We start from the raw sequence: 17048 nt of genomic DNA, 5'->3' as shown, positions 1-17048 counted from the left end.
CTCACAAAAAAGCCGCTAAATAAGCGGCTTCGTTGTTTAAAGTAGTCTTAGATTAACGAATACATTGTGGTCTTGGCTCAAACTCACTCGCTCTAAGTGGTAGCTGAATCACCTTGCCACATCCTGGTGGTGCCTGCTTACCCGTTTGCTCATTTACAAATGCCCAGCGTATTGATGGCGGACGCGTATCGGCTATTGCTTGTGGATTAAGTGGCTTTAAGTAGCGAATATATGCTTCTAATGCACCTACGCTGCCCGTTAAACCCGTGCTTTTGTTGTCGTCTCGACCAAGCCAAGCTACCGTCACTGTATTTTGATCAAAGCCTGCAAACCAACTATCACGTAAATCGTTACTAGTGCCAGTTTTGCCTGCAAGTTGGATTGATGGGAAGTGTAAATTTAAGCGTTTAGCAGTGCCGTCTTTCGTTACGCGTTTCATCGCGTATTTAGTCATATACATTGCAGATTTATCAAAACGAGGCTCTGCATTTACTTTATGCTTATAAAGTACTTTACCAACCGAGTCGGTTAATGCCGAAATTGCAGTAAGCTTTTTATATTCGCCATCTGCAGCAATTGTCGTATAAAGCTGAGCAACTTCAAAACTCGACATTTCAACAGCCCCTAAAAGCAACGATGGGTATTCGTTTATCGCCCCTTTAGCGCCTAATCCTTTTAGTGTATTCGCGACTTTATCAACACCTACATCGAGGCCTAAATTAACCGCTGGAATATTAATACTGTTACTAAATGCTTTATAAAGAGGTATTGCACCACGGTATTGATGATCAAAATTTTCTGGTTGCCACACTTTTCCCTGCTCATTTGTAACCTGTACTGGCGAGTCATCAAGCAAAGTAGCTAAATTATAATGTGGTAATTGCAGTGCGGTTAAATACACAGCAGGTTTTACCAGCGAGCCAATATTACGTTTTGTATCTAAAACACGGTTAAATCCTGAATAACGAACATCGCGCCCTGCAACAAGTGCAGATACACCGCCCTTTTCTACATTAACAGAGATCATGGCTGCTTCTAGTTTTTCGGTTCTAGGACGATTTTCCAGGTACGGTAAGCTCTTTTCAATAGACTCTTCCATTGCTGTTTGCTTTTGCAAATCAAAATAAGTAAATACTCTTACACCTGCATCAAGTGTTTGCTGATCTGGCAATAATTCATTTAATTCTCTGTTTACTAACTCTAAATAGCCTGGATATGATTTTTGTAAACTCGCTTTCATTGGCGCAATATCAATTGGGCGATTAAGCGATGCACGGTACTCTTTTGTGCTAAGTAGCTTGTTTTCAACCATAAGGCGAAGCACTAAGTCTCGGCGCTCCATTGTGCGCTCTTTATAGCGACGTGGGTTGTAATAAGATGGACCTTTAACCATTGCTACCAGCAAAGCAATTTGATCGTACTCAAGCTCATCTACCGGCTTTGAAAAGTAAAAGTCAGCAGCAAGCCCCATACCGTGCACACCTTGGTTGTATGACTGCCCTAGGTATACTTCATTTAAGTAAGCTTCCAATATTTGATCTTTTGAATAACGATAATCTAAAATAAGGGCAATAAAGGCCTCATTTATTTTTCGTACTAAAGAACGCTCACGTGTTAGGTAAATATTTTTAGCTAACTGTTGAGTAAGCGTACTGCCACCTTGAACGGTGCGCCCCGCTTTAATATTAGAATAAAGCGCGCGTAAAATAGAAAACACTGATACACCATGATGTTCGTAAAAATCACGGTCTTCAACCACCAATAGCGTATCTTTTAGCATTGCTGGAAACTTATCTAGTGGTACAAATTCTCTATCTTGTTTAGAGTCATTACCAATACGCGCTATTTGCACAGGCTCTAGACGAGCTGAATTTAAACGCCTACCAAACTTATCTTTAATGGTCGCAACTTTTTGCCCTGCAAAGCGAAGTTCAATAATATGTGATTCTTCAAGGCCATCATAAAATTCAAAATCACGACGATAAATCTTGATGCTATCTGCTGTTTTAACAAACTGTCCTGTGCGGCTTAATCTATTAACCGATGAATAATTTAAACGCTCTAGCTCAAACACTACTTCCTGGCTTGATAAAAATTGCCCCGGATAAAACTCCATAGAACGAGCATACACTTGCGCTGGAAGTTGCCATTTATTACCTTCAAATATACGCGTTGTTTTTGAATCTAAATAAATGAAGTACATTGCCATTGCAATAAAAACAGCCAAGCTTAGTTTCCAAAACACTGACCATGTTTTTCTCATAAAAGAGCGTTTAACAGTGGTTTCCACTGTTTTTTTACTGCCCTTTGAGGTGCTTTTCTTTGTCTTGCTTGACGATTTACTTGCACGTTTAACTGCAGGTTTACTGGTAGGTGTTTTTTTATTATCGGCCATTTAAGTGTAATTTATTCCAAGGGTTATTCACGAGTGTGAGCTTAGCATATTGGATATATCCTAACATCCGAAAAGTTAACCCCCCCTGAAACAAAAAAAGCCCTACCGAAGTAGGGCTTTGTGTAAACACACTATTATTTAAATAAACTATTAGCTATTTCGAACAGAAACAAACTCTGGGTAGGCTTCAATACCACAATCGTGTTGATCCATACCGTTTAGTTCTTCTTCTTCGGTTACTCGTATACCCATTGTTTTGTTAAGCACAGTCCAAACAATAAATGATGCTACAAATACAAAGGCAAGAATACATACTAGACCCGTTAACTGATTAACAAAGCTTGCGTCACCATTGGTTAGCGGTACTAACATAATACCTAATGCGCCACACGTACCATGAACAGAGATAGCACCCACTGGATCGTCAATCTTAACTTTATCAAGTGCTATGATACTAAATATAACAAGTGCACCACCAAGTAGACCAAGTAGACATGCCATTAATGGTGATGGAGATAGAGGGTCTGCTGTTATAACAACTAAGCCAGCTAATGCACCATTTAAGACCATTGTTAAATCTGATTTACCCCAAAGTACTTTACATACAAACAGTGCTGCAATAGCACCCATTGCAGCTGCTGCATTGGTGTTAAGTAATATTTGGCCTACTGCAGTTGCGTTTTCTTTATCCGAAAGTAGTAATTGAGAACCACCGTTAAAGCCAAACCAACCCATCCATAAAATAAATGTACCTAGTGTAGCAAGTGGTAAGTTTGAACCTGGAATTGGGTATATTTCACCATTCTTACCATATTTACCTTTACGAGCACCTAGGATTAATACACCAGCTAGTGCAGCTGCTGCACCTGCGCCATGCACAATTGCAGAACCTGCAAAATCAACAAAGCCCATTTCAGATAAGAAACCACCACCCCATGTCCAGTAACCTTCAATAGGGTAAATAAAACCAGTTAGTACTACAGCAAAACCTAGGAAAGCCCACAGTTTCATACGCTCAGCAACAGCACCCGATACAATCGACATAGCGGTTGCAACAAATACTACTTGGAAGAAAAAGTCAGATTCTAAAGAATGGTCAGCATCGGCAGCTTGTGTACCAATTAAAGCGCCTATTGAAGGAATAAAACCACCTTCGGCATTGTCTACATACATAATGTTGTAGCCAACTAATAAAAACATCGTACATGCAATTGAATATAGCGCGACATTTTTAGTTAAAATTTCAGCTGTGTTTTTAGAGCGAACTAAGCCCGCCTCTAACATGGCAAAACCTGCTGCCATCCACATTACTAATATACCTGATATTAAAAAATAGAAGGTATCGAGTGAAAACTTTAGTTCTATTATTGTATTTTCCATGAGACCCCCTTAAATTGCTTCTTCGTCAAGTTCGCCAGTACGGATACGAACAATTTGATCCAAGTCGTACACGAAAATTTTACCGTCACCAATTTTACCTGTTGATGCAATTTTAGTGATTGCTTCAACAACGCGTTGACAATTTTCAGTACGCGTTGCAATTTCAAGTTTGATCTTAGGAATAAAATCTACTTGGTATTCTGCACCACGATATAACTCAGTATGACCTCGTTGACGTCCAAAACCTTTAACATCAACTACTGTCATCCCCTCAATTCCTAAATCAGCGAGTGCTTCACGCACGTCGTCTAATTTAAATGGTTTTATGATTGCACTAATCATTTTCATAGCGGCCCCCTCGGACTCTTTATTGTTATCCTATTGGGTTAAACAATCCAACCTTTGTGCCACTATTTTATATCAATTAAAAACAGCCACTTAGTAAAAAACACAAACTCAAGATCAAAAAAAACGCACCAATTAGGTGCGTTAATTTAACAAGTCAGCTACATTGGTGCGTGCTATATCTCTATATATTTATCACGTACCTAGTTTTGTTTAAGAAGGGTTATACCACGCAGTTTCTGCCTTGGTTTTTAGCTTCGTATAATGCTTTGTCAGCAACACGCATAGCCTGCGTTAGACTAGTGTCTTGAAAGTCAGCCAAGCCTATACTAGTGGTAATTTTAATTGATTTATCGCTAATAGAAAAATCGTAACTAGCCATCTTTTTCCTAAATGCTTCAAAGTATTCACGACCGCGTTCTAGCTCTATTTCAGGTAATATTATGGCAAACTCTTCTCCGCCAACCCGTGCAACCGTAAACTTTGAAAACGTAGATCGTATTAATGAACCAACCTGCTTTAAAGCCTGATCGCCGCCTTCATGGCCTAATGTATCGTTAATGTTTTTGAAAAAATCGATATCAAGCAATGCCAAAGTATTTTTCTGGTTTTTACTTTTAAGGAGCTTTTCTGCATATTGATAAAAGTAGCGTCGGTTATGAAGCCCTGTTAAGTGATCCCTATGTGCGCTTTCTTTAATATCTGAAATTAACGACAGTTGCTCCATTGTTTGAAGTACTCGACAATGAAACTCTTCATTCATAAATGGCTTTGTTAAAAAGTCATTGGCGCCGTATTTAATAAATCGTGCTGATAGGCCATGCTTTCCCGCGCCCGATAAGCCAATAATTGCTAAGTCGTCTCGGCCTCTAAAATTACGTACCGCTTTGACAAGTTCAAAGCCATCCATAGAGGGCATAGCGTAGTCGGTCATAAGTAGCTTTATATCAGGATTAGCTTTTAATATTTCGAGTGCTTGTTGTCCATCGTGGGCATCTGTTACATCAAACAATTGCTTTTCTAGCATTTGCTTCATTAACGAGCGACTTAGTAATGAGTCATCTGCTATTAGTGCTTTACAGCCTTGATTTCTGAGTAATTGCGCAACGAGCTTAACGGCATAATGGTAAGAATCGCGATTATCTTTAATAACATAATCAACTACGCCCAATTCAAGCATTTGTTGGCGCTTGTACTCATCTATTTTTGAGGTTAAAACAACCGTAGGAATTTTTTTAGATAAAGTATATTTTGCAACTTCACCGTGCGGAGCATCTGGCAAAGTTAAATCAACTAACGCAAGCGTATAATCGTGCTTTTCTACGAACGTAGCGCATTCTGCTAAAGACCAAGCAAAATCAATTACTACATCAAGGTATTGTGCAGTTAAGTGGCGAAGCACCTGCTGCACTACTTTACTGTCTTCAACCACTAATACTCTTTGCATAAAGCTTCTCTTTACCTTTAATTAATTTTGTAACAAAACGACAAATACAACGCTATTACTGCAATAGCATTAGTCATAAACATCCGGTGTAGAGTGCACTTATGTGCTTGAAAGCGTAATCCATTAGATTTTTTTGGTGATAGCTTGTATATAAAATCAATACAAGTAGGCCCGCAATATACCTGAATTCTGTGATTAACTAAATAAAGAAACCAAATCCTAAATAACTATAAAAGTGGTTAGCACGCGTCTCTAAGCGCATTAATACCTTACTTAACTAGTATTATCGGCCACTAGTCTCAATACTTTTGTTATTTAACTCATTAATGTCTTTAATGGTGTATCAACAATAATAAGGACACCTAATGAAGCTTAGTCGTATTATCAGTTTACCGATAACCGTTATTGCATTAATAATCAGTACAAGCACGCTTGCCGATAACCAACGTCGTATTGATGTAGACAGCAAAGTTGTTACTCAACATAAAGCTAAAATCAACGGTCAACGCTTTAATTACACCGTTGCCACAGGCACACAACCTGTATGGGATGATAAAGGCGACGCGGTTGCGACATTGCAATACACCTACTACACACGCGACAAAGTTGACGACAGGACAACTCGCCCATTACTTATTTCATTTAATGGCGGGCCAGGCTCGGCTTCTGTATGGATGCACCTTGCTTATACTGGTCCTCGCGTATTAAAAATTGATGACGAAGGCTATCCAATTCAACCTTATGGCGTAAAAGACAACCCATATTCTGTACTTGATATTGCCGATATTGTTTACGTAAACCCTGTAAATACAGGCTACTCTCGCGTACTTGAAAACGAAAAAGGCGAACTTCCTTCTAAAGCAAAACAAAAAGAGCTATTTTTTGGTGTTAATGCCGATATTAAGTACCTTGCTGAGTGGTTAAATACTTTTGTAAATAGGGCTGAGCGCTGGCGATCGCCTAAATTTTTAATTGGTGAAAGCTACGGTACAACACGTGTATCGGGCCTAGCTCATGAGCTTCAAAATAGTCAATGGATGTACATAAACGGTGTTGTTCTCGTATCACCTACTGATATTGGTATTAAGCGCGACGGCCCGATTAAAGCAGCTAACCGCCTACCTTACTTTGCAGCAACTGCTTGGTATCACAAAGCACTTAAAGCCGATTTACAAGCTAAAGATCTAGATGAGTTACTACCTGAAGTTGAAGAGTTTACTGTAAACGAATTAATCCCAGCGCTTGCCAAGGGTGGCTTTATTAATGCTGAAGAAAAACGTCGAATTATTACAAAAATGGCACACTACGCTGGCTTATCAGAAAAGTTTGTTGAACAAAATAACTTGGATATTCCAACTCAATTTTTCTGGAAAGAGCTACTACGTGAGCGTGGTCAAACTGTGGGTCGCTTAGATTCTCGTTATTTAGGAATAGATAAACGAGGCGCGGGTGAATCCCCAGACTACTGGGCTGAACTTACCTCTTGGTTACACTCTTTCACTCCTGCAATTAATCACTACTTACGTGAAGAGCTAAACTATAAAACAGATGTAAAATATAATTTATTTGGTAATGTTCACCCATGGGATAGAACCGGTAATAATACGGGCGAAAATCTACGTTTAGCAATGGCGCAAAACCCTTACTTAAACGTGATGATTCAATCAGGATACTTTGATGGTGCAACCAATTACTTTGACGCTAAATATACGTTATGGCAATTAGACCCAAGCGGTAAAATGAAAGACCGTTTGAGCTTTAAAGGCTACAGAAGTGGGCATATGATGTACCTTCGCCACGCTGACTTAGAAAGCTCTAATAACGATTTACGTGACTTTATACAGGACGCTTTACCTAAGAAAGGGGAAGCGGCTAAATACTAAAATATTTTAAACATAAAATGGCTCTTTATGAGCCATTTTTTATGTGCGTTTTTCATATCGTAAACAATAGCTTTTAAGTTGCGTTACTACATCGTTGAAGCAGGTCTCGAGACTTTGCATTTCATTGTTATCAATAGATTCATTTTCTGCATACGTTTCGATCTGCTGGCATATATCAGCCAGTTTAATAGCCCCTACCGATTTTGACGACGACTTTAAGGCATGGGCCTGAAAAGCCAAATCAACATAATTTTTACTCTTAGCATACGCATTAGCTAATTTAATTTGCTCCCCTGCCGTTTGTAAAAACGCATTAAACACCATGCAGTGCACAGTAGGATCATCACCAAGCATTGCTTTTAATAACGTGATATCTAGTTGATCAAAACTATCTGAAGCTATATTTTCACCATCAGATTTTTCTGATCGCGTGTTGACCACTGTTTGAGAGTGCTCCATCAATAACGACTTTAATTTAACAAGCTCAATGGGCTTGGTTAAAAAGCCGTTCATTCCACAATCATAACAATTATCTATATTGTTTTTGGTAATGTTGGCCGTAATTGCAATTATAATAAGTTTATCAAAATGAGTGTTTTCGCGTATTTTTTTGGCTAACCCTAACCCATCGAGTAAAGGCATTTGAATGTCGGTTAGTAAAATATCGAAGTGTTTATTTTGCAGAGTTTCCCAGGCTTGTTCCCCATTACTTACAAAAGTAGAACACACTCCAAGCATGGTTAATTGCTGCCTTAATACTTGCTGATTTGTAACCTGATCCTCTGCTACTAAAACCTCAAGCGTAGGAAGAGTTACTGTATCTAAACTTTGAAGTGTTATTTGAGGAGATTGCACTTGTGCTGGCAAATCAGTTTGATCAAAGCTGTTAAAGTTTAGTGTAAAACAAGAACCTTTGTGCTGCTCACTTTGCGCGCTTAAAGAACCCTGCATACGCTCTACCAGCTGCTTAGTTATCACTAAACCAATACCGGTTCCATTTACTTTACTGGTTTCAGCTCCTAAGCGGTCAAAAGGTTTAAATAAGCGAGAAATGTCATCAGGAGCAAATCCACATCCGGTATCTATTACATCTATTTCGCATTGTTTATTACTTAACACCCGGCAATTTATATTAATGCTGCCATTTGGTTTGTTGTATTTAATCGCATTTGAAAGCAAGTTAAGCATCACTTGTTTAAAGCGGCGCTGATCAATGTAAATACTCAACCCTTCTAAGGAATCGAAACCTTGGGTATACAGTGTTATTGATTGCCCTTTAATAAGCTCAGTGACGAGCTCTACTGACTCCTCTAATATGCTTTTAATAGGCACATAAGAAAAACTAAACTGCATATTACCCGACTCAATAGCCGTTAAATCAAGTACATCGTCTATAAGTAATAGTAAATGTTCTCCAGCTTGATAAATGCTTTTCGCGTTTTCTTTTTGTACTTTATTAGCACTCTCATCATATCCATACAGCTGGGCTAAGCCTAAAATTGCATTTAATGGGGTTCTCAATTCGTGGCTCATACTGGCCATAAAATCTGACTTTGCTTTACTTGCAGACTCGGCTTGAATTCGTAATACATTTAATTTTTGATGGTTATTAGCAACCTCATCAACCATGTTATTAAATGCACTTATTACACTGCCTACTTCATTTTGTTGTTGTTTATCTATATGGCAATCAAAGTCACCTTTGGCTAAACGTGAAAACCCCTGCTTTAAAGTCCTTAAAGGCGACGTAACCCTGTAATCCACCAGCCAAGCTAAACCTATAAAAACGATAACTAAAATAATAAATTGTATATATATTAAGGTGTAATGAAGTTTTGAAGATTCGTTTATTTCATTCGTAAAATTAACAACCAAGCTAATATTAGCCAGCGGTTTATCTAAAAACACCACCTGCTGAGATAACAACATGTCGCCGTTTTCATTTGCTCCAACCCAGTTTTCAAGCGGGTATAATTGGTTATTTGAATCCACATCAACAATTTTAATACTTTTCCAATTAGGGCGAGTTTGGAGTTGGCTGTCTATTTCTTCATACAGCTCTGCATACTGCCTAGTTAACAACGGAGTCGTTATAGAAGTCGATAACTGCGCTAAAGAACGCTGAGCAGCCTTTGAAAGCCCATCGTTTACCCAACGCGCTTGCTCAGGTAAGGCGTAAAACATAAAAAGACAGGCCATAAGCAAGCCACAAAGCAATACAACAATAAAGCTTTGCGCCCTTAGACTACGAAACCCTCTAATTTTCAACATAAAATGAGCGCAAGCCCCACTGAGTTAACTGCTGATACTCTGCTAAAGTTGCAATACTAGGTTTAATAATTGGGATACCTGCAAGTAAATGTTTATGCTCTGGGCTTTGCCCAATATCTAAAATAGCTTGTTGCACTTTTAACTGTATTGCAGGGTCAACCCTTGGGTGGACTACAATTGGATGGCGACTAATTTCACGCGTTTTATAAAGAATTTTAAGCTTATTTTGCAAGCTTTCTGGTTGTTGTTTAAATGTGCCCATTACACCACCGCCCGCCATTGTTGAATGCAGTGCTACATTTAAATATACCGAAGGGTGGGTTTGAACATATACAGGCTTTATTGTTAGCCCATATAACAATGCTAAGTCGGCTCTCATTAATAATGACGCACCTAATGCATTAGGTGCAGGGAATGCTATTTCGGCGCCCTCTAGTTGGCTTAAATTATCAATATTACTGTCTTTGTTTACGAGCAAAATACCTTGCAGCTTTCGCCCTGCATCTTTTATTAGTGGCAAATATCCCTGCTTTTCATATGCTACAACACTGTGCCATGGATTCATGTATGCAAAGTCGTATTCGCCATTAGCAAAGGCTTTTTCAAATACCGGAATAGACTCAACTGTAATTAGCTTTATTGATACCCCTGTTTGCTTACTTACTTGCTTTAACAAAGGTTGCCAAATAGCATTTAGCTTTTGCGGCTCATATTGCGGCACTACACCAAAAGTATATTCTTGAGCCAATAAGAGTGAGCTGTGCATCAAACATAATATAGCCACTAAATACTTCATCAATTCTCCAAATAATAGCGTGTCATTATTGCTTAAGCGTAGTTAAAGACTACTCAACACACCATAAAATTATTATATATTCGATATTTAGCACTGACCTACTTTGATTACAGGTAGTTTTGGAGTGTATTTTTATGTGTGAGCATATGATGTAAATTAATAAAGATGTCGTAAGTACTTTTTAGGCCGGCTTTATTGATTACAGGTAGTTTTGGAGTATATTTTTATGTGTGAGCATATGATGTAAATTAATAAAGATGTCGTAAGTACTTTTTAGGCCGGCTTTATTGATTAGCCAAGTAGGGATTGATCCATGAGGCAAAGCTGGTTGGTATTTCGCTCATCTGCGCTTTTACTTCAAAAATATTATCACTGTGGCTTTGATAATACACACTTACGCCATTTTTGTTTTTATACAAATGCCATGTTGGCTCAGCGTAAGTGTTAAAAATAACGAGTTAAAAAATAACGGATAAGCACTTTTGTAACTGAATTTCATTACAAAAGTGCATCATTTATTTTTGCCAGTAAGGTTCTATGTCAAATGAAGCAAGGCGACTTTGCTCCATCGCACTCACCAAATATTCAGACTTTTGTTCAAGCCATGACTGGATTTTAGCAAGCTGTTCGTCTTCTTGCCCAGCACATAACTGCTTTAAATACTCAAGCGTACTTAACTCATAAATACCATGAGAAATATCAAGCCAAGGCAATCTAAACTCTAGGCGTTCCTCTTTATCAAATAACGATCCTAAGCAGTTACCGCTCAGTAAACTATTTTCAAGTTGAGTGCGCAGGTTTAAATACGAAGCGACATCGAGTGTTTGTTCTTTAGGGAGTAATTCGTGCAGATTTTTCCAGTCTTTATTAAAAAGCCTACTCGCAATGGACGACACGTTTTGCTCAGCCGCTTGAAGCTCTATTTGCCCCCAATCTTTACGCCACTGTTTATCAATTAACCACGTAGTTAACGACAGTAATAAACGATTATAACGCGCGCTATGAAACAGTGCATTTATATCGTCAATGCTTGGCTGTAACTCTTTTAAATCACCAATGACTTGAGTAAGTGCTGGAGCAGCATTAATTTTTTTATAAAAAGCATGGCGTTTAGACGTGTACGTTTTTAATTGAATCGCGTTTTCTACCCACGCTAATTCGCTTAATAACCATTTAAGCTCTGTACGTAAATGTTCTGTACTTTCTTTGGATACTATATCGTCGTACAGCCAAAAAGTATGGCGTATTAGGCTAATGCCGTCAGTTACGCGTTTAAGCGTTTTTAAACTTGGCTTATCGAAATAGCATTGCTCATGCTTTTGCACAAAGCGAATGCCAAAGTTCATGGCTTCAACTAAAGCACGCTCTTGGGTAGTCGACTTTGGTAATTGAACAAAACCAATAGATTTGCTTGGTATTAAAGGTTTTTCATCTGCAAGGCGATAACCACGCGCGGCCTTAGAGTATAATCCTAAACGGATACAGTTCTGGCTAACCAGTACATCTGCAAACGCAAACAACTCATTACGACTGCCCTCAACAAGCTCAATTTCAAGCTCGCTAATAATTTCAATTTTACCCGAAGCCGCAATTTCACCTTTATCGAGTACAACTTCAATTTTAGCGCCACTTTCGGTTTCAATTAACCAAGTACGACGAATAAAGTTAGTACTAAATATTGGATACAAGTTTTTTGAGATTGCGCTTATTTGCATGCCATGAGGCCAAATATCAGCATCAAACGCCATTAAATTAGGGCGACTTGATTCAATTGGTAAATTGTACTCTGGACGTTGGTGTAAACCACCTACAACTTCACCTGCAAGCTTTATAGTTTGCTCGCATTCGCTGTCAGAACAGCGAGTTCTAAAGCCTATGTCAAGCGCTCTAAGCTCTCGGCTTGGCGTGTCGTAGTATGCATTTTGTAAGCTGCGTGACGGTTTATTCTTCACCGTTTTTGCAAATTGAGTAATTAACGAGGGGATCAGTGGAATAACGGCATCTGATACCAAAAATTTCAGTTCTATCTCAGTATCCATTCGGTTTGCGGATTACCTTTAAAATAAATAAGTGCTCAAAATAAACAAAGCACACTAACAATGCAAATTTTTTAGCCTTATTTTAGTGCCTGTTGACCTTTGTGGATTAAAATTCGTTCTATCTAGAGGCAATTTAATCGCGGGGCGAGGTTTGTAACCTAGTGGGCTAGGTAACTGCTACTGGGTTACAATATCAGTCTTGCTATTGAGCTATTTAATCCATACTATCTAACTACTTATGTGAAATGAAAATCACGTTCATAACGGACGCAGTTAGATCAACAAGGTAGATAAATGCTAAAACATTGTTTATTAGGGCTACTTTTAACAGCCACCACATTTATGAGTTATGCAGAAGAAGCAAAACCTGCAAATTCAACTAATGCAAACACCGCTTATATTATCGATAATTTATATACTTTTATGCGCTCTGGTGCGAGTAAGAATTATCGACTACTCGGCTCTGTAGATGCTGGAACAAAGTTAACCTTGTTATCTGCTGAAGAAAACGGCTTTATAAAAATTAAAGATGATAAAGACCGCGAAGGTTGGATAGAAACTAAGTTTGTTACCAAAACGGCAGGCTTACACCAACAGTACAAAACACTAAGTAGCGAAATGAGTACTATGCAAGAAAACCTGCGCCAAGCTCAAATAGAACTTCCGCAGCTACAAGAGCAAAACCAAACTTTAACTGATCAAAACCTGCAGTTATCGGCCCAAATTACTAAGCTTAAAACAACGCTAGAGCAAGAGCGCACCCAAAAAGAAGCTGCTAGCTCAAAAGAGAAACGTCAGCTACTTACTTACGGTGGTGCTATTGCGTTTTTAGGCCTGTTTTTAGGTATTATATTAACGATAGTGTTGTCACGTCGTAAACGCTATGAAGGTTGGGCATAACCCTCCTTTCTATTGAATACAAAAAAGCCGTTTTATAGCGGCTTTTTATTTTCTGTATTTTCATGCAGTTCGAGTTTTGGTGCACTCATACCTTTGAGTAACCGACCAAATATATCAGCGCCGGTAATAATGCGCTTCACATCACTCCACACTAACACCACATCGTGATCAATGGCCCCATCAAACGATTTATCTAAAGAATGACTAGCCCGTATTTTTAAAATAACTTCACTCAGGCGCATCGCCTCATCAGCAACAATAATAGGTCTGTGACAATAATGATAAGGGTCGAACGTCTCTGGTTCAAACAAGGCTGAACGTAAAAAGCCGTCAGCATCTACCACTAATAAAGGCCAACCGTCTTCATTGGTAATGATCACCCAGTTATAACCTGACTTATGTAGTTTTCGTAAAAACTCATTATCAGTCGTTAATGTAAGGTCTGGGAAAATAGGCAAATCAAGCTTAGTAGGCAAAGCAATAATAGAGTCTGGATCAATTACCTCACCCTCTTTGGTTACGCTTATTTCATCTAAGCTAAAAAAGTTAAGCGCGCCTATTCCCTCAACGTGCTGAACATCAGCCTCTTCTGCTTCTATGTGTTTGCGAATAATACCTCTGAGCTCACTTTCAGCAAAGTACGTAATCCCCTCTTTACCTAACCATGCATCGAGAATTAAAGCCGTTGGCTTAGCAACTACATAAAACAGAATCTGATAAAACTTAATTAGCGGCGAAAGTAGGCTCGCCATTTTTAGCGCATTACGCGAAAAATAAGCCTGCGGTGTTATTTCACCAATAATAGTAATTGCGATAGTTGAGAATAAAAACGAACTTGCGCCCATTAATACCGAATCAGAAAGTAGTGTAAGTAGTACGTTAATACCTACGTTGCCCCACAAAATAGTCGATAATAAAAAGTTAGAGTCGTTTCGAAGGGCCATCACTTTTATGGCCGCCTCGTTCCCTTTTGCACTTTCCATTTCGAGCTGAAGCCTACTTAGTGAAAAAAACGCTAAGTTTAAGCCCGAAAATATTGCCGATTGTGAAATACACAAAGCAATTGCACACCAAATCATGACTTCAAAGGTCATTGTATTTTCCTGTTAGTAATACCAATTCACTTAATTAAGCGAATTGGTATAAGGCTTATAAAAGCAATAAACTGCCTAAACCTAAAAAGGTAACAAACCCAACAATATCGGTAACGGTAGTTAAAATTACCGAGCCAGATAACGCAGGATCAATTTTCATTTTGTCTAAAATAGACGGAATAACAACACCAGCTAGTGACGCGGCCACTAAATTCAATAATATGGCTACCGTAATCGTAATACTGAGCATTAAATCGTTAAACCATAAGAAGGTAAGCAGGCCTATTACAAACGCCCATACCAAGCCATTTACAGCGCCAACACGTAGCTCTTTTTTAAGTAACGCATTGCGGTTTGAATCTGTAACCTGTCCGAGCGCTAAACCACGCACAATAACGGTTAATGTTTGACTACCTGCGATCCCGCCCATAGAAGCAACCACTGGCATTAATACAGCGAGTGCTACAACCTGTTCTATAGTTGCGCCAAATAAACCGATGAACCAGGACGCTAAAAAGGCAGTAGCTAAGTTAATACCTAACCATATACCACGGTTTTTAGCACTTTTTCGCACACTTGCGAACAGGTCTTCGTCTTCACGTAAACCACCGGCTTTAGCGGCTGCTTCATCAGCAATTTCTTGTCGTAATTCATAAGCAGAGGCAATGGTTAATCGCCCAAGTAATTTGTTATCAGCATTAACCACTGGCAGTGCCATTTTTTCACTGTGAATCACCACCTCTGCCGCTTCATATAAATCATCATCAGCATGGAGCGATGAAAAGTCATGATTTGCCAATGTCATTAAGTTATCAGTGTCGCTGGCTTTTATTAAATCATTTACCGCAACCTCACCTATTAAACTACCCTTGCGGCTTACTAAATAAATAACTTCACTGTATTGCGGTAAACCTTTATGTAGCAATTTTTTAGCACCACCGGCTGTTAGCTTCTCCGATACTTTTAAAAAGTCAAAACCTAACCAGTGACCAAGTTGTTCTGGCGGGTATTGCTGCGCTAATTCATATTGTTTGGTTTGCGCTTCATCGAGTTGCTTTTTTGCATACTCAACAAATCGCTCTGGTATAACTTCTTCAAGTTCCAGTAGCTCTTCTACATTAACTTCATCAAGAAGTTTAAAAGCCTCAGTGTCTTCTAGTGTTTGCAGCAACCACAAGCAACTATCTTCACTTAAATTAACAAAAATTTCGTGTTGCGTGTCTTCGTCAAGCAACTGCCAAATTTCAAGTCGTTGTTCTTTTGGTATCGCCTCAAAAAGTAATGACAGGTGCTCTGTTGAAAGCGTTAACTGCGCATCTGCTAATAATTTATTTTTGCGTTCTGTTGTATCGCATTGCAATAAATCATTTATGAGCTGTGGAAGTTGGTCTACCGGATACTCAATCATCTTAAAACCTTAAATTTAAAAGCGTACATTATTCACAGTTTACTTGAACAATAAAAAATTGCAGAAAAAACGTGAACTTATTAAGCATGCGCAGGCTATTTTTGCGCATTGTATGGGCAAACTAAATGCAGTACTAATATTTATTTTAAAAAATTAAAAAAACAGTAAAAGGAATTGTTTTTAAGGAATTAAACGACAAGTAAGTAAACCAAACGGATTACTTATAATAAAAAAAATCCCATATTAGCCAGGCTAATATGGGCAAAATCACACAATGAATAAGGTGTTTTTAAATTACGGTTTATGCTTTTAATTAAAGTCTATCGGTAATATTTCGTACTAAGTCAGAATCTACAAATTGAGTAATAAGTGCAGCGCCCCACGCATAGCCACGCTGTATTGGGTAACCTTTAAAAATCCAGCGTTTACGCACGTGATTGAAGCGATCTAAATAGTCTTGCTTTTTTTTAGGCAGAGGTTGATCGCCCAATTTATTCCATGCTTTATATACACCTGACATGTCAGAGCCTCGCATAAAGCGTTGCAACCAACGCGGAAAACGCGAGAAGCTAATGGTTGACTGAAAATCAATAAAATAAGGTTTACCGTCTGCGCCGCATAAAATATTACCCATATTACGCAAGTCTAAATGCACGATGCCTTTACGATGCATTTTTGCTACTTGGCGCTCAAGCTCGCTAAAAAAGTTAACAGGTAGTGTTTTGTCTTCATGAATTAAAGAGCGCAGTGGCATGCCTTCAATATAGTTATAAGCCACAGCTATCGGCGATAACCTACAAAAGCGATTAGCAACAGCATCAAGCTCAGCTAATCGGCTCAACCCTTTATATTCTTGATTTACAGATAGTCGCGCAAATGTTTTACGAATAAGCCACGGGCTTTGGCTAAAATCTTTAACAATCAAATCAAATTCATTATCTTTATATCGATACACAATCGCGTTAGCAAAACGTCCCTTATGGACAACACTTAAGTGATGTTGCATAAAAGTATGTTCTGGATATTGCTGCTGTAATTGTACTAACAAATTATTTTCAATCATAACAAACCTAACAAGATGATAACTTTA

The 17048-nt window shown here is 38.6% G+C and carries 12 protein-coding genes; 2 read left to right on the top strand and 10 right to left on the bottom strand.

Features of this window, described 5'->3' with window-relative positions:
* Positions 1 to 52: 52 nt before the first annotated feature.
* The 4 genes from mrcB to GQR52_RS11060 all read right to left on the bottom strand — a co-directional run bounded on the left by mrcB (position 53) and on the right by GQR52_RS11060 (position 5567).
* Positions 53 to 2395, bottom strand: coding sequence for a penicillin-binding protein 1B (gene mrcB / locus GQR52_RS11075; RefSeq protein ID WP_165728474.1), 2343 nt, complete (start codon positions 2393 to 2395; stop codon positions 53 to 55).
* 150 nt (positions 2396 to 2545) lie between these two features.
* Complete coding sequence (locus GQR52_RS11070; RefSeq protein WP_010555509.1) at positions 2546 to 3775, bottom strand: ammonium transporter; 1230 nt, start codon at positions 3773 to 3775, stop codon at positions 2546 to 2548.
* Between the two features lie 9 nt (positions 3776 to 3784).
* Complete coding sequence (locus tag GQR52_RS11065; protein ID WP_004587162.1) at positions 3785 to 4123, bottom strand: P-II family nitrogen regulator; 339 nt, start codon at positions 4121 to 4123, stop codon at positions 3785 to 3787.
* A gap of 220 nt (positions 4124 to 4343) precedes the next feature.
* On the bottom strand, positions 4344 to 5567 hold the full coding sequence (locus GQR52_RS11060) for a diguanylate cyclase (RefSeq protein ID WP_165728473.1): 1224 nt from the start codon (positions 5565 to 5567) through the stop codon (positions 4344 to 4346).
* Positions 5568 to 5932: 365 nt separating this feature from the next.
* On the opposite strand from GQR52_RS11060, the gene GQR52_RS11055 reads away from it, so the two are divergent.
* The gene (locus GQR52_RS11055; RefSeq protein WP_165728472.1) at positions 5933 to 7450 is read left to right on the top strand and encodes a carboxypeptidase; all 1518 of its coding nucleotides are present in this window, start codon (positions 5933 to 5935) and stop codon (positions 7448 to 7450) included.
* A 39-nt stretch (positions 7451 to 7489) separates the two neighbouring features.
* On the opposite strand, the gene GQR52_RS11050 is transcribed toward GQR52_RS11055, so the two are convergent.
* From GQR52_RS11050 to GQR52_RS11040, 3 genes are all read right to left on the bottom strand, one after another.
* Positions 7490 to 9721 (bottom strand): ATP-binding protein, encoded by a 2232-nt coding sequence (locus GQR52_RS11050; protein WP_165728471.1) that lies wholly within the window; start codon positions 9719 to 9721, stop codon positions 7490 to 7492.
* Positions 9708 to 10517 (bottom strand): phosphate/phosphite/phosphonate ABC transporter substrate-binding protein, encoded by an 810-nt coding sequence (locus GQR52_RS11045; protein ID WP_165728470.1) that lies wholly within the window; start codon positions 10515 to 10517, stop codon positions 9708 to 9710. Before GQR52_RS11045 ends, GQR52_RS11050 begins: the two co-directional genes overlap by 14 nt.
* A 515-nt stretch (positions 10518 to 11032) precedes the next feature.
* The gene (locus GQR52_RS11040; protein WP_165728469.1) at positions 11033 to 12556 is read right to left on the bottom strand and encodes a CYTH and CHAD domain-containing protein; all 1524 of its coding nucleotides are present in this window, start codon (positions 12554 to 12556) and stop codon (positions 11033 to 11035) included.
* A 294-nt stretch (positions 12557 to 12850) separates the two neighbouring features.
* Between GQR52_RS11040 and GQR52_RS11035 the strand changes: the two genes are divergently transcribed.
* Complete coding sequence (locus tag GQR52_RS11035) at positions 12851 to 13456, top strand: TIGR04211 family SH3 domain-containing protein (RefSeq protein ID WP_007584830.1); 606 nt, start codon at positions 12851 to 12853, stop codon at positions 13454 to 13456.
* A 32-nt stretch (positions 13457 to 13488) separates the two neighbouring features.
* Here GQR52_RS11035 and GQR52_RS11030 read toward each other — a convergent pair whose 3' ends face one another.
* The 3 genes from GQR52_RS11030 to GQR52_RS11020 all read right to left on the bottom strand — a co-directional run bounded on the left by GQR52_RS11030 (position 13489) and on the right by GQR52_RS11020 (position 17021).
* Complete coding sequence (locus GQR52_RS11030; protein WP_007584829.1) at positions 13489 to 14550, bottom strand: CNNM domain-containing protein; 1062 nt, start codon at positions 14548 to 14550, stop codon at positions 13489 to 13491.
* 55 nt (positions 14551 to 14605) lie between these two features.
* Complete coding sequence (locus tag GQR52_RS11025; RefSeq protein WP_165728468.1) at positions 14606 to 15958, bottom strand: magnesium transporter; 1353 nt, start codon at positions 15956 to 15958, stop codon at positions 14606 to 14608.
* Between the two features lie 313 nt (positions 15959 to 16271).
* Positions 16272 to 17021, bottom strand: a complete 750-nt coding sequence (locus GQR52_RS11020; RefSeq protein WP_165728467.1) for a serine/threonine protein kinase — start codon at positions 17019 to 17021, stop codon at positions 16272 to 16274.
* Between the last annotated feature and the right edge of the window lie 27 nt (positions 17022 to 17048).

Origin of the sequence: Pseudoalteromonas sp. 31A1, from assembly GCF_011378815.1 — a bacterium.
Classification (GTDB): Bacteria; Pseudomonadota; Gammaproteobacteria; order Enterobacterales; family Alteromonadaceae; genus Pseudoalteromonas; species Pseudoalteromonas arctica.
Note: the sequence above shows the minus strand (reverse complement) of the source record. Positions and strands in the feature narration are given on the sequence as shown.